This is a genomic window from Pseudomonas sp. CFBP2511 (genome assembly GCF_030209255.1).
GTDB classification, from domain to species: Bacteria; Pseudomonadota; Gammaproteobacteria; order Pseudomonadales; family Pseudomonadaceae; genus Aquipseudomonas; species Aquipseudomonas avellanae.
The window spans coordinates 73,408-89,291 of sequence record NZ_JARVSI010000028.1 but is presented as its reverse complement, the minus strand read 5'-3'; the positions used below and the strand labels follow the sequence as shown (position 1 = coordinate 89,291).

Below are 15,884 nucleotides of genomic sequence, written 5' to 3'. Positions count from 1 at the left end.
TACGGGCTCGAATGGCAGGCGATAAAAAGGGCGACACCCGCGAGGGTGCCGCCCTTTTATATTGTCAGGACTTTTTGGCAGACAGCAACGCTTCCAGTTTTTCCTGATCGAGGGCGAACTGACGAATACCTTCAGCCAGTTTTTCAGTGGCCATGGCATCTTCGTTGGACGCCCAGCGGAACTGGCTCTCGGTCAGGCTCTGACGCGCTTCACCTGCATTGCCCGGCGCAAGTTTCTGCTCCAGCGTGCCAGTGTCTTCAGCCAGTTGCTTGAGCAACTCGGTGCTGATGGTCAGGCGATCACAGCCCGCCAGTTGTTCGATCTGGTTCAGATTGCGGAAGCTGGCACCCATCACCACGGTCTTGAAGTCATTGGCCTTGTAGTAGTTGTAGATGCGCGTCACGGACTGCACGCCGGGATCGTCTGCGCCGACATAATCGGTGCCCGACGACTTCTTGTACCAGTCGTAAATGCGGCCCACGAACGGCGAGATCAGAAACACGCCCGCTTCAGCGCAAGCAACGGCCTGGGCGAAGGAAAACAGCAACGTCAGGTTGGTCTGAATACCGTCCTTCTCGAGCTTCTCGGCAGCACGAATACCTTCCCAGGTCGCCGCCAGCTTGATCAGTACCCGATCACTACTGATGCCCGCAGTATCGTAGAGGCCGATAATGCGCTCACTGCGCTCGATCAGCGCGTCGGTGTCGAACGACAGGCGTGCGTCTACTTCAGTAGACACGCGACCCGGTACAACCTTGAGAATCTCCTGGCCGATGGCAACTGCAAAGCGGTCGCAGGCCAGACCGATGTCGTCCTTGGCACCGCTGAACGCGTCGGCAAGCATCTGATCGTTGCTTTCGCTCGAAGCGGCCTTGAGCAGTAGGGAAGGGTTGGTCGTGGCGTCCTGAGGCTTGAGGCTTTTGATGGCGCCGAAATCGCCGGTATCGGCAACAACAGTGGTGAATTTCTTGAGTTGATCCAGCTTGGAAGTCATGAGCGTGCTCTGTCCTGTGCGGTTGGATGACATTACCCGAGCAATGCCGCCCACTCAAGGCCGCAGGGCATATCGCTTGCGGATGGAGGGTGGACGTTAAGAAGCGGCACTGCCGTGAATACCGTGTCGAGACTGTTTTTGAGCCTCCCACAGACTGCTTGTTCCCTCATTCTGAATTTAACCCCAATAAGCCGGCCGCCAGAAGCGTTCATTACAGGCAGTCTGGTGTTGAGCGCTGTGTTGGGTTAAAGATGTTGCATCTCACTGCACTGATCTGAAGGAACCAGCATGCACTCACGATCTTTCCCTACTGTCGCCGCCCTCGGTTTTTCCCTGCTGTCTCTGGGCGCATTGGCCGCCGATCTGTCACCTGATCAACTGCTGAACAAAGCCCAGGCTGAACAAAAAGCCTATCTGGCCACGGTCAAGGAGCTGGTGGACGTCGACACGGGCACCGGCCAGGCACCGGGCCTGAAAACCGTCAGCGCGCTACTGGTCGAACGCCTCAAGGCGCTGGGCGCCGAGGTCACAACGACGCCTGCGAACCCCTCCGCCGGTGACAACATTGTCGGCACGTTCAAGGGCAACGGCCCCCGATCCTTTTTGCTGATGGTCCATTACGACACCGTGTTCGGCCCTGGCACCGCCGCCAGGCGTCCGTTTCGGCTCGACAGCGAGCGTGCCTACGGCCCGGGAGTTGCAGACGCCAAAGGCGGTGTAGCGATGATCCTGCATTCGCTGAAACTGTTGCAGGACCAGCAGTTCAAAGACTTCGGCACACTGACCGTGCTGTTTAACCCTGACGAAGAAACCGGTTCCAGCGGTTCGAAAAAAGTCATCGCTGAACTGGCTCGCCAGAACGATTACGTTTTCTCTTACGAGCCGCCGGACAAGGACGCTGTGACGGTAGCCACCAATGGCATCAATGGCCTGCTGCTCGACGTCAAGGGCAAGTCTTCGCACGCAGGTTCCGCCCCCGAAGCCGGGCGCAATGCAGCCATTGAGCTGGCGCATCAGATGCTGCAACTCAAGGACCTTGGCGACCCAGGCAAAGGCACCACTGTTAACTGGACGCTGATCAAGGGCGGGGAGAAGCGCAACATCATTCCCTCCAGCGCCTCGGCCGAAGCGGACATGCGCTACTCCGATCCAAGCGAGAGCGACCGGGTAATGGCTGACGGCCAGCGTCTTGTCAGGAAAACCCTCGTGGATGGCACCGAAGTGACCTTGCGCATGGAAAAAGGCCGTCCACCGCTGGCCAAAAACCCTGGCTCCGAGCAACTGGCAAAAACTGCGCAGACGCTTTACGCCAAAATCGGTCGCAGCATCGAGCCGATTGCCATGCGTTTCGGCACGGATGCGGGCTACGCCTATGTGCCGGACAGCGCCAAGCCAGCGGTGCTGGAAACCATGGGCGTGGTCGGGGCCGGTTTGCACGCGGATGATGAATACATCGAGCTGTCGAGCATTGCGCCAAGGCTTTATTTGACGGTCGCGTTGATCACGCAATTGTCGCAGGCTGTTGCCGCGCCCTGACAGCTTGAGCCAAGGCCTTTCGTCGACGCACCGGGCATTCGAGATTGACCTGGCGCGCGATAAACGATTAACTGTATATGCATACAGTTAATCAAAAAAGGCTCACCTCATGAGTGTCACATTCCTCGGCCCGCTTTCGGCAGGGGGCATCAAGCTCCCGTTCATATCCATGTCAGCGGTTGGCTCCCAGTCACCCGTGATCGAGAGGCACGTCTCGATTGCGGAGTTGTGTGGCGTTCGCGAGCCGCATGTCTACCTGGCCAGGGTCGAGGATGAGGGCATGCAAGGGTGCGGCATGTCCCGCGGCGACATGCTGGTAGTCGATCGCAGTCAGTACGCAGAGCACGGTGATATCGTCGTCGCTTCGCTTAATACCCGGCAGATATGCCGACGGTTGCACATGCGTGGTCACGTCGTGATTCTGCAGTCCGAAAACGCAGACTACCCGCCGCTGCACGTGACCGACAACGACGACCTGATCATTCTGGGGGTCGTGACCTATAGCCTCAAAAGCCTTCTTGAAGGGCGCGCGGCATGCTCTTCCGCTCGATGAGCAGCCTCACGGCCTTGCATTGCACAGCATCGCGTGATCTCCTGCCGCCCTACAGTACTGAACCGGACATCGAGCATGCAGGAACAAATTGACCAGTTACGGCTGCCCAAGGCCATTCAGGCAGAAATAAGTGATCTGGTGAGAGCGCTTGACGCCGCCAGCACCCGCGCCGATGTAGAAGCCGAGGGCGCGCTGCAAATCGAATACATCCATCGCCTGGAAACCACCAAGGGCAAAGGCGGAAAACTTCGCCCTGCCGATGCCGAGAAGCTTTACATCATTTTTGACGACGCCGTTCAGGCGCGGTTGCAGGCGCTCGCCGGATAAACCGCGTCTTTACTCTGTATTGATGCTTAACTGCGCCCCTGAACCAGCAATTTGCGCGGTTTATTTCGGGTATGAATTGCTATGCGGTTATCGGGCTTCATTCTTGAGAACATCGAACCGATCGTGACAGAGTGGGCAGATTTTGCGCACACCATGGCCACGCCCGGCGAGCCTCTCGACATCACTGCGCTCAGAGATCATGCCGAGCAAATGCTTCAAGTCATTGCTGCAGATCTTCTGACCAGGCAATCTTCGCAGGAGCAGGTTGACAAGTCGCAGGGGCAAGTTGTGTCGGAAGAAAAAACCGCGGCGAAAACCCATGCCATGACGCGGCTCATGTCGGGCTTTACCATCGACCAGGTGGTCTCGGAATTTCGCGCCTTGCGGGCCAGCGTCATCAAGCTGTGGATGGCTCAGGAAATAGGCAACACGCAGTCGCAACTGGGCGACATGATCCGCTTCAACGAAGCAATCGATCAGGCGCTCGCAGAGTCCATTTCCAGCTATACCGGCGCGGTTCAGGCCTCGCGCAATATCTTCCTGGGCATCCTCGGGCATGACTTGCGAACCCCGCTAAGCGCCATCTTGCTGGGTGCAGACGTACTTTTGCGCACCAGTGATCTGGGGCCGAGATCTACCAAGGTTGCCTCGAGAATCTATTCCAGCGTGAAACGAGCCAGCCAGATCGTCGGTGATCTTCTGGACTTCACTCGCTCACAGATCGGCCCCGGCATACCGATGAAAAAGACCGAAATAGACATTCAGCCCGTTTGCGCCCGTATCGTCGACGAGTCGCGCACAGTCAACCCCGAGGCAGACATTCGCCTGACGTCGAGCGAACCGGTAGTCGGTGATTTCGATGGTGACCGGCTGGAGCAGGTCTTTTCAAACCTCATCGGCAACGCCGTCCAGCACGGCAACAGCCGCGATCCTGTCGAAGTCACCTTGGCAGCCTCCGACGGCACACTCCAATTCACCGTCCACAACACCGGTACTCCAATCCCGGCAGACGTACTGCCATTCATTTTCAATCCGATGGGACGCTACTCGCCCGAACAGATGACCGACAACGGCCCGTATTCCAGCCTCGGGCTTGGCTTGTTTATCGTTGCGAGGATAGTGGACGCTCATGGTGGGCGCATCGAGGTAACATCGAAAGCAGAGCAGGGCACTACGTTTGCGGTGTTTATTCCGTTGAAGGCAGGGTGAGGGTGCTGGTTATAGTCGCGGTACGAACTGTTCCTTAATGAGATGAAAAGATGCCAGGTGCCGGGATTTTATTTTGGATGGGTGGCGTCGTCTTGATAATTTGATTATGTGAAAAGTATGAAAGTAGCAAAGATCCTTTTTCGGCTTGCTTTGTATTCTGCGTATTTTTGGTGCTTGTTACTTTTCGCGTTGTTTCAAGGCTCGGAATATGACTGGATGGAACCTCAGTACAGGCCCGCAATATCCGCTGAAAATTCCGGTAATCGAGAAGAATTTCGAGGCCTGCTTGTTTTTGTTGCCGTGATCTTGCAGGTTGTCATAGCGTTCTTTTTTTCCAGAAAAGAAGCGATATCTACCGTTGTTCTGTTTGGCTTGATAATCGTCTTTTTTCGGTAGTTGACGGCGTGATATTCCTCAGTCAACGCCCAGCGCCGAGGTCGCCATGATCGATGGTCAAAGCCTTGGCAAGCTGGTGGCGACCGCCGCAGGCCTTCGCATCGTACGCAAGCCAGGCGTTTGGAAGGGGAGCAGGAGCGCAAAAGCGCTGCGCAGCGCCTGGCGCAGGTCTGCAACAAATGTGTGTGAAACTTGTCTACACTGGGTCAAACAATTAGACCAGCAGAGGACGCACCATGTATTCAAAACCCGATCTTCAGCGAGTTCTTGAAACGGCTTTTTTGCCCTCCAGGTGCGAGTGCGTCATCGCGGCCAACGAAAGCTTCTCCGTGAAGCTTTTCGACCCCGTATCTGGTGATATCCAGCTATCTGTGGCGGGTATGCCTCTGTCTGAGCTATCCACCAGCCGATCCATCGCACGGCTGGTGCTCTCCCTGAAAGAGCAGAGAGACCTGATGGGGCAGATGGATTTGTCCATGAGGCGACTGGCGTAGGACTGGATGAACAGCCCGGTGTTTGTCCAGCGCCGTCAGTAAATCGCTGCGATGGCCTGAGCCAGTTGCAGCTCGGACATCCGGGGTTTTGCGGAAATAGAACGATAGTGCTGAACAGCCTGCTCAAATTGTGCGCCACGTATCTCGCCATCCGAGCCTATGAACGCCAACGCATCGTCCCGCGCGGGCCGGAAAAAATCGGCAACTTTGTCGGCAGCCATCGTGGTTAACAAACCCGATGCTACTATGCTCAAAACAACTGTGTTTGGCCCATAACCGTTGCGTTCGTTTGCAAAACCATCAGGCGCCAGCTGAATGCTGATGCAGGCTGTCAGCGCGATAGCCAGTGTCTTCCGTGAGTTCATTGTTCGATACGTCCAGTGCATGTTGCGAGCGGGCACGGTAGCAGAGTTGGGTGGTTGGTGTATTAGTCGGGGGGCTGGAGTGGGCTTACTGATGAAGGCCCGATGCGCTCATCAGCCTACTGCTCGCATGCCAGTCGTCTTGATCGCTTTGCTATCGAATGACACCACATGGTCGCATCCGGCAGCTATGGCGCTCCGCTCTATCAGGCAGTCGGCGAAGTCGGCTTTGGAATCCGAAAATAGGCGAAGCGCCTGCCAGACCACATCTGCGTTCTCGATCTTGAGTTCGCGGGTCCGCAGCAACGTTTCCAGCACCAGTATGATTTCGCCCTTGGCACATTCGTAGCAGGACTGGAGCACCCACACCAGTTCAACCACGGACACGGCGGTTATAAACCCCGGGCTGCTTATCGAAAACGACTCGATCAGTGCTGACGCTTTCGGCGATTGCTTCGGATCATCCTGAGCAACGTAACGCACCAGCACATTGGTATCCAGACCGATCATATGGCTTTGGATCCTTGTGCAGCGATGGCGTTATTCATGTTCTCGATACTGACTTTTTTGGCTGGTTTACGAACCAGACCTCTCAGGTCCCGGACCGAATGGGTGGCCGCCATGATAGCGAACTTGCCGTCTGGCAGCTCGACGAACTCGATCCGGTCACCCGTATCCAGGCCAAGTGATACGCGGACTTGGGCAGGGATTGTTACCTGCCCTTTGGATGTGAGTGTGGCAGTGGCCATGAGCTTCGCTCCTCTATCAATGGGTTATCCTTACCTTAATGTAAGGAGTGACGTTAATCAATCCTTTCGCCTTCCGGACATATTTTGTACGTATGGATGCTTGATGCCCGAATCCCTTGCTGTTCGGTGGCCTGATTTGAGCGTTCCTGGTATGAAATGCATGAGCAAACCCGTACTGAAACAGTTGCCCGCTTGGTCTTGCCCAGAAGGCGAACCTTCTCGTACTCGTGAAGGTGTCGATCAATCATCTGTTTGACGCTGACGGTCTTGCGGTTCATGCGCTCAATCGCTCCTGGTACGGCTAGCTCCGCCTCACGTCGTTTCATCCACGCTTGAGCTACCTGCTTGCGGTCGAAGGTTTACGTTTCCTGATAAACTCTCTGACCGTCTCGATAGACCCATATCTGTGTGCAGTGCCCAGTAGTGCTGTCCCTGCGCTAGCGTGGTCTGATCGTATCCGTTTCGAGTTGGTACATCGCTGATTTGAGTTGGTAAATGTACCAACCGCTCTCGGGAAACAAGCAAAAATGGCCATAAACTGCTGTATAAAAGATCAGTGCTGATGAGTATCGAAAAAACACAAAGCCCAGCAAATACCGGGGAATCATGCCCGGCGCTATCCCGCCGCTTCTCCGTTGCGCCGATGATGGACTGGACCGATCACCATTGTCGCTATTTCATGCGGCTGCTCTCCAGCCAGGCGTTGCTCTACACCGAGATGGTCACTACCGGTGCCTTGCTCCATGGCGACCGTGAGCGTTTCCTGCGTCACGACGAAACCGAGCACCCGTTGGCATTGCAACTGGGCGGTAGCACGGCGGCGGACCTGGCGGCGTGTGCGCGGCTAGCCGAGGAGGCGGGGTATGACGAGGTCAATCTGAACGTCGGGTGTCCGAGTGATCGGGTGCAGAACAACATGATCGGCGCGTGCCTGATGGCGCACCCGCAGTTGGTGGCTGATTGCGTGAAGGCCATGCGCGATGCGGTGGGCATTCCGGTCACGGTAAAGCATCGCATCGGCATCAACGGCCGCGACAGTTATGCCGAGTTGTGCGATTTCGTCGGCACTGTTCATGAGGCGGGTTGCCAGAGTTTTACGGTTCATGCGCGCATCGCGATTCTTGAGGGGCTGTCTCCCAAGGAGAACCGCGATATTCCGCCACTGCGTTATGACGTGGTTGCGCAACTGAAGACTGATTTTCCTGAACTGGAGATCGTCCTTAACGGCGGCATCAAGACGCTGGAGCAGTGCAGTGAGCATCTGCAGACGTTTGATGGCGTCATGCTGGGTCGTGAGGCGTATCACAACCCGTATCTGCTGGCGCAGGTGGATCAGCAATTGTTCGGCAGTGTTGCGCCGGTCATAAGTCGTCACGCGGCACTGGAGTCGATGCGGCCTTATATCGCCGCGCACATTGCCAGCGGCGGCAACATGCACCACGTGACCCGGCATATGCTCGGGCTTGGCCTGGGGTTCCCCGGCGCGCGGCGTTTTCGGCAGTTGTTGTCGGTGGATATCCACAAAGCGGAAAATCCGCTGCTGTTGCTGGATCAGGCGGCGAAGTTTCTCGAAGGGCATTGATCTCGCGCGCACCGTGCAATCTGGTTGTTCCGGGTCAAAAGAGGCGCTTATTCCAGTGGCGGCGTTGCCGGGCTCGGGCTATGTTGTCGGCATACCCCAACAAGGAAAACGCACATGCACAAAGTCCTGGTTCCTTTCGACGGCTCCGAGCACGCCATGCGTGCCCTGGGCTATGTCATCGAGCTGTCTGGCGACCTCAACAAGCCGCTGGAAGTGCATGTGCTGAACGTGCAGGCCAGCCCTATCGATTACAGCCTTTATCTGGCCCCGGACATGATTGATGGCGTGAAGGCCGGGCTGAAAAATGAAGGCAAGCGGGTGCTCGATGATGCGATTGCGCTGCTGGCGGCCGCGGGCGTGCCGTTCCAGGCCCACGTCGATCTGGGCAACGTTGCCGAGCAGGTTGAGGCCGAAGTTCAGCGGCTGGGTTGCGATGCCGTGGTCATGGGCACTCGCGGGCTTGGCAACTTTGGCGGTCTGTTGCTGGGCTCGGTGGCCACGCGAGTGATCCATGAAGTGTCGGTGCCCGTGACGCTCATCAAGTAGCACGTTTATCCGCTAAAAACTGCGCCTCACGGCTGCGCGGGCACACGTGTCTGGCGCAGCAACTCGATGTTTTCCGGCGGCACCAGCTTGCGCAGCGATTTATACAGCGCACGGGTTTCCAGCAGGTTCCAGATGCGCAACATGGTTTCCAGTGCATCCAGCGGTTTGCTGATGAAGTCCCGCGCGCCCAATGCAAGTGCGCGCAGACGCGTATCCCGTGTCGCGTCGGCAGTCAGCACCATGATCGGCAGGTAGTCATTGGCCGGGATGCGTCGGTTTAGCTGTTCCAGCACCGCGAAGCCATCAAAATCGGGCATGTGCAGATCCAGCACCACAAGGTCGGGCTCGAAGCTGTTGAACAGGTCCAGCGTGCGCAAGGGTTCGGTGCTGCTCAGCACATTGGTCAACCCCTCGCGGGCAAGCAACTGCTCCATCAGATCGAGGTTGGGCCGCTGGTCGTCAATGATCAGGATACGAAAGTCTCCGCTCATACGGGCTCCGGCAAGTACTGGTCCAGGAGGGCGAGGAACACCGGCACCTGGATGGGTTTGATCAGAATGGCCGTTGCTCCGGCCTCTTTCAGTTCGCGTTGGGCGTTGACGCTGGCGTCGGCGGTAATCATCAGCACCGGCGTGTTGGCGGTTGCGGGCAGGCGCCTCAGGCGTTGCAGCACCTCCAGCCCTTTGATGTCCGGCAGGTTGAGGTCCAGCAGAATCAGCTGGGGCGCGTGTTGGCGTGCCAGGTCCAGCCCCAGCTGCCCCTGCATGCTCGACAACAACTGGATGCCGGGCCTGCGCTGCAACAGCGTTTCGATCAGCGCCATGCTCGACAGGTTGTCTTCGATACACAGCAGCTTGCCATGATAAGCCGGACGAGCAGCGGGGCGGGGTATTGGTACGGCATCGGCCGGACGCGGCGTCGCAACGGTCGGCGCGTGCACGGCAACAAAAGGCAGTGCAAGGGTGAAACGGCAACCTTCGTTCTGTGTGGTTTGCACTGACAGCGTGCCTTTCATCATCTCCAGCATGCTCTTGCTCAGCGCCAGCCCCAGCCCTGTGCCTTCGACGCTCGGGTTGGCATCCAGCCGCTCAAACGGCTTGAACAACTGACCGAGGCGCTCCGGCGCAATGCCATAGCCGGTGTCTACCACGCTCACGGTGACGTGCTCAGCCGACCTGTCGACCTCAATGCGCACCTGACCGTCGGGGCGGTTGTACTTGATGGCGTTGGACAGCAGGTTCAGCAGCACCTGAACCAGACGCTGGCGGTCAGCGATAACGCCGAGTTCGTCAGGCAGGTGCGGCAACTCCTTGAGCTCGATGTTGCCATCCGCAGCCATCGGCGAAACCAGCACCAGCGTTTCCTTGAGGACGCTCGACAGCGAGACCGGTTCGAGGCTCAGGGACACATGCCCGGCTTCGATTCTGGCGATGTCGAGCACTTCATTGATCAACTTCAGCAAATGCTGACCCGCGCGCAGGATATGGCCTACTTGCGGCCTCTGGCTGGCGGGCGAATCCATGTCCAGCAACTGGGCGAAGCCCAGAATGGAGTTCAGGGGCGTGCGCAGTTCATGGCTCATGCGCGAGAGAAATTCACTCTTCGCCCGGCTGGCGCGCTCGGCTTCTTCACGCGCAGTACCCAGGGCAATTTCGGCAACGCGACGATCGCTGATGTCGCGGGTGATCTTGGAAAAACCACGTAGCTCATCGTTGCTGTCGTATTGCGCGGTGATCACCACGCTGGCCCAGAAACGGCTGCCATCCTTGCGCCGTCGCCAGCTCTCTTCTGTGTAGCGTCCGTTGACGGTGGCTTCGTGCAGCGCCATGTCAGGGTGTTGCGGGCACTCTTGCGGCAGATAGAAAACCGAGAAATGCTGGCCGATGATTTCCTGCTCGGTGTAGCCCTTGATGCGTTCGGCGCCTGCGTTCCAGGTGGTGACATAGCCATTGCGGTCCAGCGCAAAAATGCCGTAATCCTTCACGCCTTCGATAATCAGCCGCAAGCGCTCCTCGTTGTCGCGCAGCGCCCGTTCGCGTTCGGCCAGCAACTGGCCAGCTTCGACCAGGCGCGTGCCGAGTTGACCGATCTCGTCTTTTTCGGGTGGCTGGGGCAGCAACGGGTGCCCGAGCGCCAGACGCTGAGCATTGCGTTGCACCTGATGCACCCTGGCGACGATGCCCTTGGACAGCATCAGTACCGCAAGAATGGCACCGAAAATCCCGCAGGCCGCCGCCAGCAGGGTAGACCACAACAAGCGCTCACGGGTCGCCGCCGCCGCTTCTGTACGCTCCGCCAGCAGGGCGTCCTCGCGCTCGCGCATCACGCCGATCCGTTCGCGCAACTGGTCGAGAACGTACTTGTTTTCGACCAGAATAGAGGCAACGTTTTCGTGGTCTTCCCTGCCCATCGAACGCAGCCTTTCCAGGCCGTCCACCTTGGTGCGGATCAGCGGTTCGATGGATTTGAGGTGCTCGCGCATCTGCTGATCACGGATATTGGCATCGAGCCGCACCAGCGCCGCGTTGATCAGCGGTTGCGCATTGATGTAGCCGGGCAGGAAGTCTTCCTGATGGGTGAGCAGATAGCCACGCACACTGGCCGCACCTTCTGCGATTTGGGTATGAAGCGTCTGAATGTCGCCCTGTACCAGCAGCACCCGGCGCACATCTTCCTCGGCTTGCGCGGTCTGGCGTTCGGCGATGTAGATGAGCACCAGCGAAAACATGAGCATTGCCAGCGGCAGGGAAATCGCAACCAGCGCCTTGCCGCGTAACGGCAGGTCTTCCCAGCGGCTGCTGCCGGTTGCCGTCATCGCCAGTCGCTCGCCGACTGGCTCACCAGCCCCAGTGCCACGCCGCGTACCGCCGCCTGGGTGCGATCCGAAGCGCCCAGCTTGCCAATGACCTTTTCCACGTGCGCCTTGGCGGTGCCGGTGGTGATGCCGAGTTTTTCGCCGATCTCCCGATTGCTGAAGCCGCCTGCAACCAGCCCCAGCACCTGGCGTTCACGGGGCGTCAGCGCTTCCGGCACGCTCGCGCCACTGGTGTTGCGTTCGGTCATGCGTCGCAGCAGGCGCGCACTGACGGCGCTGTTCAATGCCTCTTCGCCACGTGCCACGCGTTGCAGGCCGTCGATCACTTCGTCGCGGCTGGCATCCTTGAGCAGATAGCCCACCGCGCCCGCGCTGATGGCTGCTTCCAGATGGTCGGTGCTATCGTCCATGGTGAAAATCACCACTTTCAGACCGGGCATGCGTTGTTGAAGAATACGCGCCGCTCCCAGCCCGTTGAGCACCGGCATGCGGATATCGAGAATCGCGATGTCCGGTTGCAGCGCCTGGCACAGGTCGATCGCCTGCTGGCCGTCGGCAGCCTGGCCAACCACTTCGAATTCCGGATGGCCCGCCAGTAACGAGACGAACCCGGTGCGGGTCACCTCATGATCGTCCGCCAGAACCAGTCGCACAGTGTCAGTCATGTTATTGCCTTGTCTGCAGTAAAAGGGACGATGGTGCGTAGCCGGGTGCCACGCCCGGGGCGGCTGACGCAGGTCAGTCGGCCACCCAGCAGGCTGGCGCGTTCCTGCATGGCCACCAGGCCCAGCTTCTGCACGCCCGTGCCGTTGATTGGTTTTTCGGTGATGAAACCACGGCCGTTGTCCTGCAGCCTTAGTGAAACGTTGCCGTCACTCAGTTCCAGCGCCAGTTCCACGCAACTGGCATTGGCGTGCTTGAGCACGTTATTGATGCCTTCCTGAGCGATGCGGAACAGTGCGATTTCCAGGTGGCTGGGCAGGCGCTCCAGAGACTGCGACGTCCACTGCACGATGATGCCCGCTTCACGCAGCCGATCGGCTTCCTTGTCGACGGCCTGCCACAGCCCGAAATCGTCCAGCACGGCCGGTCGCAGGCCGCTGATCAATTGCCGACCCTCACCAACGCAATGCTGCGCCAGTTTCAGGATGGCCTGCAGATCGGCGTCCAGTTGCGCTGGCAGTTCCGGGCAGCGACCGGCAAACCCCTGCAAGCGCTGGTGCAGGCCAGCCAGAGTCTGGGCCAGCCCGTCATGCAGGTCGTAGGCCACGCGTTTGCGTTCGTCTTCCTGCGCTGTGAACAGCTGACGAACCAGTTGTGACATGGTTCGGTCGCGTGCAACCAGCGCTTCGAGCAGGCGATTGTTCTCCAGATGCGCCGCGAGCAGGGTGGCGAGCAGTTGCAGAGACTCGATGTCTTCACCATCGGGTGCGCTGATGGCGACGCTGTTGGCCAGCACCAGCGTACCGAAAGAGCCCTCATCGGCGCCGCGCAAAGGCAGTAGCAGTACGCAGGGCAGGTGAGTGCCCGGCCGCTCCAGCCATTGCGGACCGATGGCCAGTGGGTCGGCAGCCGTTTCGAGGGTGCTCAGGCGTTCTTTGCTGCCATGACGGGCGGTGGTCTGCACGCCGTTGTCGGCGCCCCATTCCAGCAGCAGGCCGTGGTCCATCGCCACAAACGCGCACGCGCGCTGCAACACGCATTTGCGCATGGCGTCGGGGGGCAACTGGATCAGTTCCTGACCCGTATCGACCAGCAGACGAAGGCGTGCGGCACGGCTTTGCGACTGGCGATAATGGTTGCGGATGGCCAGCGCGCTTGCCGGGTCGTGGGGTGGGCTTTGCATGGGGTCTCCAGCGAAGGGCTATGTCAACGAGGGCTGCGTCGGCGAGACGCCACGCCAGCGTTGGCATATAGAGAAGTGACGCTATTAGAACTGTAACAGGAGGTAAAGCCCATCTGCCGATCGGCATACAAAGATAACCCCGGTTGGCCGATGGCTAGCCGGGGCGGGGAAGGCAAAGTAGCTCTCACTGAATCCCTGAACAGATCCCCGTAGGAGAATAGCGATGAAAACGAAATTGACCGCCCTGGCCCTGTTGCTGGCTGTGAGTGCACCGATGGTTCAGGCTGCTGCCGAGCCGTCCGGCTACACCTACCGCATGGTCGCCGAGGCGCCAAGCAGCGTGAATGACAAGGAAATTGCCGGTCTGTTTGATCGCTGGAACAAAGCCTTGCAGACCGGTAACCCGAAGACAGTCGCCTCGTTGTATGCACAGGATGCAGTCTTGCAGCCTACGGTCTCCAACAAGGTACGTGCTACCCCGGCGGAGATCACCGACTACTTTGATCACTTTCTGGTGCTCAAGCCGGTTGGCGAGATCAACTACCGGGAGATCCGTCGCCTGGGGCCTGATGCAGCAGCGGACAACGGTGTCTACACCTTCACCCTGACAGCGGCAGACGGCAAAAAAACCAAGGTGCAGGCACGTTATTCGTTCCTTTACCACCGCATCGGCAACGAGTGGAAGATTCTCAACCACCACTCTTCGGCCATGCCGGAAATACAGCCTGAGTACCAGGTCAGCCGCTGATCGACAACCGATAGTCAGCTGAAACAAAAAAATCCGGAGCCATGGCCCCGGATTTTTTTCGTCTGTCTGAAGGGTCAGGCTTCGGCAGTGGTGCCGTTGACCTTGCGGCAATGAATCAGCGCATCGCGGATCATGAAATTGACCAGCGTCGGCGATACGCCCAGTTCCTTGGCGATGTCCTTCTGCGGCACGCCGTGCAGGCGATACATCTCGAACGCGTAACGGGTGCGGGGCGGCAACTCGCTCAGGGCGTCGGCGATTTTCTCCAGGCTTGTGAAATTGATGTGCGAGATTTCTGGCGATGCACCCTGAATCACCACATTCAGCCCCTCGGCCTCAGGGCCGGTGTATTTCTGTTCCAGTGCCTGCTTGCGGTAGTGATCAATGGCCAGATTGCGCACGATCTGAAAGAGATAGCTGAGCTGTGCCTTGAAGGTCAGCGTGGCCTGAGGCGCGGAGCGCAACCTGAAGAACGCATCCTGCACAACGTCCTCGGCGCGAGACCGGCAGCCCACGATTCGCGCGGCAATCTTGACCAGCAGCAGATAGTTGTCAACGAATGCCTGGAGTAGCGGTGACTCGCACTTACTTGTGATTACGTGTTCCGTCATGGAATTCACCTTGCTGCAAAGCCAATGGGGGGGGGGGAGGGCTGCACGAGAAGCAGCGCCGTCACATGGGGCAACAAATTAGCCTTAATGATAATTATTGTCAAATGCGAAAGCCAATCAGCGCACTTTAAAAGTGCGACTCGGTTGGCCACGCGCTCGCGGCGGGCATTCACGCCTAATTATTTGCAGACGCCATCCGTTCTCATTGGTGACAGGCCCGACCACGGTTGCGGCCAGGGAATACCTCAGGAGAACCCCATGCGTTTCGATCACGCGCCTCGCCGCTTTTACACCCGCGCCCACCACCGGACGGTTTCGATATGAGCACGCCTGTGAGCCTGACGCTGTTCTGCCTGCCGTTCTCTGGCGCCAGCGCGATGTTCTACAGCCCCTGGCGGCGCAAATTGCCCGAGTGGCTGAACGTGCGCCCGCTGGAGCTTCCCGGTCGCGGGATGCGTATGGACGAACCGTTGCAGGCCGACATCGTGCGACTGGCCAACCACCTGGCTGACGAGATCAGCGCCGAACTGGACAAACCCTATGCGCTGTTTGGTCACAGCCTGGGCGGGCTGCTGGCCTTCGAACTGGCGCATGCATTGCGTGAGCGAGGTCTGCCCGCGCCGCTGGCGTTGTTTGCCTCGGCCACTGCGGGCCCGGTGCGCCGCGACGTCAGCGAATACGCGGTCGCCAAGACCGACGAGCAACTGATCGCGCGACTGCGCACGCTTAAGGGCACCAGCGAAAACGTCATCGCCAACCAAGAGCTGATGCAGTTGATGCTGCCGATCCTGCGCGCCGACTTTTTGCTCTGCGGCAGCTTTGTGTACGGCCGGCGCGAGCCGTTGAGCGTGCCGATTCACGTGTTTGGCGGCAAGCAGGACAGCGTTAGCGTCGAGCAACTGCTCGACTGGCAGGAGGAAACCTGCACTGGCTTTTCGCTGGACATGTTCGAAGGGCACCACTTCTATCTGGTCGATGAGCAAGCGCAATTGCTTCGCCATCTGCGGCGGTACTGCGAGCAGCACCTGGCCCGTTGGCGCAATAGCGTTTCACGGCAGTTGAGCCGGGCCGCCGGTTAAGCGTTTCTGGCTCTTTTGCCTCGCGCGGCCCCACCCC

The 15,884-nt window shown here is 58.8% G+C and carries 19 protein-coding genes and 1 pseudogene; 10 read left to right on the top strand and 10 right to left on the bottom strand.

Features of this window, described 5'->3' with window-relative positions; all coding sequences use genetic code 11:
- Positions 1–64 precede the first annotated feature (64 nt).
- Positions 65–994: a transaldolase gene (gene tal, locus QRN38_RS23105; RefSeq protein ID WP_057417628.1), complete on the bottom strand. Its 930-nt coding sequence runs from the start codon at positions 992–994 to the stop codon at positions 65–67.
- Positions 995–1,282: 288 nt separating this feature from the next.
- Here tal and QRN38_RS23100 point away from each other — a divergent pair, with 288 nt between their 5' ends.
- The 6 genes from QRN38_RS23100 (at position 1,283) to QRN38_RS23075 (ending at position 5,509) form a co-directional block, all read left to right on the top strand.
- Positions 1,283–2,530 (top strand): M20/M25/M40 family metallo-hydrolase, encoded by a 1,248-nt coding sequence (locus QRN38_RS23100; RefSeq protein ID WP_057417629.1) that lies wholly within the window; start codon positions 1,283–1,285, stop codon positions 2,528–2,530.
- A gap of 109 nt (positions 2,531–2,639) precedes the next feature.
- Positions 2,640–3,083, top strand: a complete 444-nt coding sequence (locus QRN38_RS23095) for a S24 family peptidase (RefSeq protein ID WP_005771353.1) — start codon at positions 2,640–2,642, stop codon at positions 3,081–3,083.
- Between the two features lie 75 nt (positions 3,084–3,158).
- A complete protein-coding gene (locus QRN38_RS23090; RefSeq protein WP_005771354.1) occupies positions 3,159–3,410 on the top strand; it encodes a hypothetical protein in 252 nt (83 codons plus the stop codon).
- A gap of 81 nt (positions 3,411–3,491) precedes the next feature.
- Entirely contained in the window at positions 3,492–4,619 is a 1,128-nt protein-coding gene (locus QRN38_RS23085; RefSeq protein ID WP_005771356.1) for a sensor histidine kinase, read from the top strand.
- A 117-nt stretch (positions 4,620–4,736) separates the two neighbouring features.
- A complete protein-coding gene (locus tag QRN38_RS23080; RefSeq protein WP_057417630.1) occupies positions 4,737–5,015 on the top strand; it encodes a hypothetical protein in 279 nt (92 codons plus the stop codon).
- A gap of 236 nt (positions 5,016–5,251) precedes the next feature.
- On the top strand, positions 5,252–5,509 hold the full coding sequence (locus QRN38_RS23075) for a DUF1652 domain-containing protein (RefSeq protein WP_005617091.1): 258 nt from the start codon (positions 5,252–5,254) through the stop codon (positions 5,507–5,509).
- Positions 5,510–5,544: 35 nt separating this feature from the next.
- Here QRN38_RS23075 and QRN38_RS23070 read toward each other — a convergent pair whose 3' ends face one another.
- The 4 genes and pseudogenes from QRN38_RS23070 to QRN38_RS23055 form a co-directional block, all read right to left on the bottom strand.
- On the bottom strand, positions 5,545–5,874 hold the full coding sequence (locus QRN38_RS23070) for a DUF2388 domain-containing protein (protein WP_057417631.1): 330 nt from the start codon (positions 5,872–5,874) through the stop codon (positions 5,545–5,547).
- A 111-nt stretch (positions 5,875–5,985) separates the two neighbouring features.
- Positions 5,986–6,381 (bottom strand): type II toxin-antitoxin system VapC family toxin, encoded by a 396-nt coding sequence (locus QRN38_RS23065; RefSeq protein WP_057417632.1) that lies wholly within the window; start codon positions 6,379–6,381, stop codon positions 5,986–5,988.
- Positions 6,378–6,620, bottom strand: coding sequence for an AbrB/MazE/SpoVT family DNA-binding domain-containing protein (locus QRN38_RS23060; protein WP_057417633.1), 243 nt, complete (start codon positions 6,618–6,620; stop codon positions 6,378–6,380). The genes QRN38_RS23065 and QRN38_RS23060 overlap by 4 nt, the downstream gene beginning before the upstream one ends.
- Before the next feature lie 176 nt (positions 6,621–6,796).
- Positions 6,797–7,096: pseudogene (locus tag QRN38_RS23055) on the bottom strand (site-specific integrase); the annotation flags it as partial.
- Positions 7,097–7,182: 86 nt separating this feature from the next.
- Between QRN38_RS23055 and dusA the strand changes: the two are divergent.
- A complete protein-coding gene (dusA, locus tag QRN38_RS23050) occupies positions 7,183–8,202 on the top strand; it encodes a tRNA dihydrouridine(20/20a) synthase DusA (RefSeq protein ID WP_057417634.1) in 1,020 nt (339 codons plus the stop codon).
- A gap of 114 nt (positions 8,203–8,316) precedes the next feature.
- On the top strand, positions 8,317–8,748 hold the full coding sequence (locus tag QRN38_RS23045) for a universal stress protein (protein WP_005770721.1): 432 nt from the start codon (positions 8,317–8,319) through the stop codon (positions 8,746–8,748).
- Positions 8,749–8,774: 26 nt separating this feature from the next.
- Here the strand turns inward: QRN38_RS23045 and QRN38_RS23040 are convergent, their stop codons facing one another.
- Genes QRN38_RS23040 through QRN38_RS23025 form a run of 4 tightly spaced genes read right to left on the bottom strand, consistent with a single transcriptional unit; the run spans position 8,775 to position 13,409 of the window.
- Positions 8,775–9,239, bottom strand: coding sequence for a response regulator (locus QRN38_RS23040; protein ID WP_003382984.1), 465 nt, complete (start codon positions 9,237–9,239; stop codon positions 8,775–8,777).
- On the bottom strand, positions 9,236–11,563 hold the full coding sequence (locus tag QRN38_RS23035) for an ATP-binding protein (protein WP_057429443.1): 2,328 nt from the start codon (positions 11,561–11,563) through the stop codon (positions 9,236–9,238). The genes QRN38_RS23040 and QRN38_RS23035 overlap by 4 nt, the downstream gene beginning before the upstream one ends.
- Positions 11,560–12,228 carry a response regulator gene (locus QRN38_RS23030; RefSeq protein ID WP_005617102.1) on the bottom strand — a complete coding sequence of 223 codons (669 nt, stop codon included), beginning with the start codon at positions 12,226–12,228 and terminating at the stop codon, positions 11,560–11,562. The genes QRN38_RS23035 and QRN38_RS23030 overlap by 4 nt, the downstream gene beginning before the upstream one ends.
- Positions 12,225–13,409, bottom strand: a complete 1,185-nt coding sequence (locus QRN38_RS23025) for a sensor histidine kinase (RefSeq protein WP_057417636.1) — start codon at positions 13,407–13,409, stop codon at positions 12,225–12,227. Before QRN38_RS23025 ends, QRN38_RS23030 begins: the two co-directional genes overlap by 4 nt.
- Before the next feature lie 223 nt (positions 13,410–13,632).
- Between QRN38_RS23025 and QRN38_RS23020 the strand changes: the two genes are divergently transcribed.
- The gene (locus tag QRN38_RS23020) at positions 13,633–14,157 is read left to right on the top strand and encodes an SgcJ/EcaC family oxidoreductase (protein WP_005617103.1); all 525 of its coding nucleotides are present in this window, start codon (positions 13,633–13,635) and stop codon (positions 14,155–14,157) included.
- 74 nt (positions 14,158–14,231) lie between these two features.
- Here QRN38_RS23020 and QRN38_RS23015 read toward each other — a convergent pair whose 3' ends face one another.
- On the bottom strand, positions 14,232–14,768 hold the full coding sequence (locus tag QRN38_RS23015) for an RNA polymerase factor sigma-70 (RefSeq protein ID WP_007246342.1): 537 nt from the start codon (positions 14,766–14,768) through the stop codon (positions 14,232–14,234).
- Between the two features lie 320 nt (positions 14,769–15,088).
- Here QRN38_RS23015 and QRN38_RS23010 point away from each other — a divergent pair, with 320 nt between their 5' ends.
- Complete coding sequence (locus QRN38_RS23010) at positions 15,089–15,847, top strand: thioesterase II family protein (protein WP_122247865.1); 759 nt, start codon at positions 15,089–15,091, stop codon at positions 15,845–15,847.
- Positions 15,848–15,884: the final 37 nt, after the last annotated feature.

Bases quoted from the DNA above. Each gene is read 5' to 3' on its own strand.
- tal (WP_057417628.1), bottom strand. From the start codon at position 994: ATGACTTCCAAGCTGGATCAACTCAAGAAATTCACCACTGTTGTTGCC.
- QRN38_RS23045 (WP_005770721.1), top strand. From the start codon at position 8,317: ATGCACAAAGTCCTGGTTCCTTTCGACGGCTCCGAGCACGCCATGCGT.
- QRN38_RS23095 (WP_005771353.1), top strand. From the start codon at position 2,640: ATGAGTGTCACATTCCTCGGCCCGCTTTCGGCAGGGGGCATCAAGCTC.
- QRN38_RS23060 (WP_057417633.1), bottom strand. From the start codon at position 6,620: ATGGCCACTGCCACACTCACATCCAAAGGGCAGGTAACAATCCCTGCC.
- QRN38_RS23020 (WP_005617103.1), top strand. From the start codon at position 13,633: ATGAAAACGAAATTGACCGCCCTGGCCCTGTTGCTGGCTGTGAGTGCA.
- QRN38_RS23040 (WP_003382984.1), bottom strand. From the start codon at position 9,239: ATGAGCGGAGACTTTCGTATCCTGATCATTGACGACCAGCGGCCCAAC.
- QRN38_RS23080 (WP_057417630.1), top strand. From the start codon at position 4,737: ATGAAAGTAGCAAAGATCCTTTTTCGGCTTGCTTTGTATTCTGCGTAT.
- QRN38_RS23010 (WP_122247865.1), top strand. From the start codon at position 15,089: ATGAGCACGCCTGTGAGCCTGACGCTGTTCTGCCTGCCGTTCTCTGGC.
- QRN38_RS23030 (WP_005617102.1), bottom strand. From the start codon at position 12,228: ATGACTGACACTGTGCGACTGGTTCTGGCGGACGATCATGAGGTGACC.
- QRN38_RS23065 (WP_057417632.1), bottom strand. From the start codon at position 6,381: ATGATCGGTCTGGATACCAATGTGCTGGTGCGTTACGTTGCTCAGGAT.
- QRN38_RS23015 (WP_007246342.1), bottom strand. From the start codon at position 14,768: ATGACGGAACACGTAATCACAAGTAAGTGCGAGTCACCGCTACTCCAG.
- QRN38_RS23025 (WP_057417636.1), bottom strand. From the start codon at position 13,409: ATGCAAAGCCCACCCCACGACCCGGCAAGCGCGCTGGCCATCCGCAAC.
- QRN38_RS23090 (WP_005771354.1), top strand. From the start codon at position 3,159: ATGCAGGAACAAATTGACCAGTTACGGCTGCCCAAGGCCATTCAGGCA.
- QRN38_RS23075 (WP_005617091.1), top strand. From the start codon at position 5,252: ATGTATTCAAAACCCGATCTTCAGCGAGTTCTTGAAACGGCTTTTTTG.
- QRN38_RS23070 (WP_057417631.1), bottom strand. From the start codon at position 5,874: ATGAACTCACGGAAGACACTGGCTATCGCGCTGACAGCCTGCATCAGC.
- QRN38_RS23085 (WP_005771356.1), top strand. From the start codon at position 3,492: ATGCGGTTATCGGGCTTCATTCTTGAGAACATCGAACCGATCGTGACA.
- QRN38_RS23035 (WP_057429443.1), bottom strand. From the start codon at position 11,563: ATGACGGCAACCGGCAGCAGCCGCTGGGAAGACCTGCCGTTACGCGGC.
- QRN38_RS23100 (WP_057417629.1), top strand. From the start codon at position 1,283: ATGCACTCACGATCTTTCCCTACTGTCGCCGCCCTCGGTTTTTCCCTG.
- dusA (WP_057417634.1), top strand. From the start codon at position 7,183: ATGAGTATCGAAAAAACACAAAGCCCAGCAAATACCGGGGAATCATGC.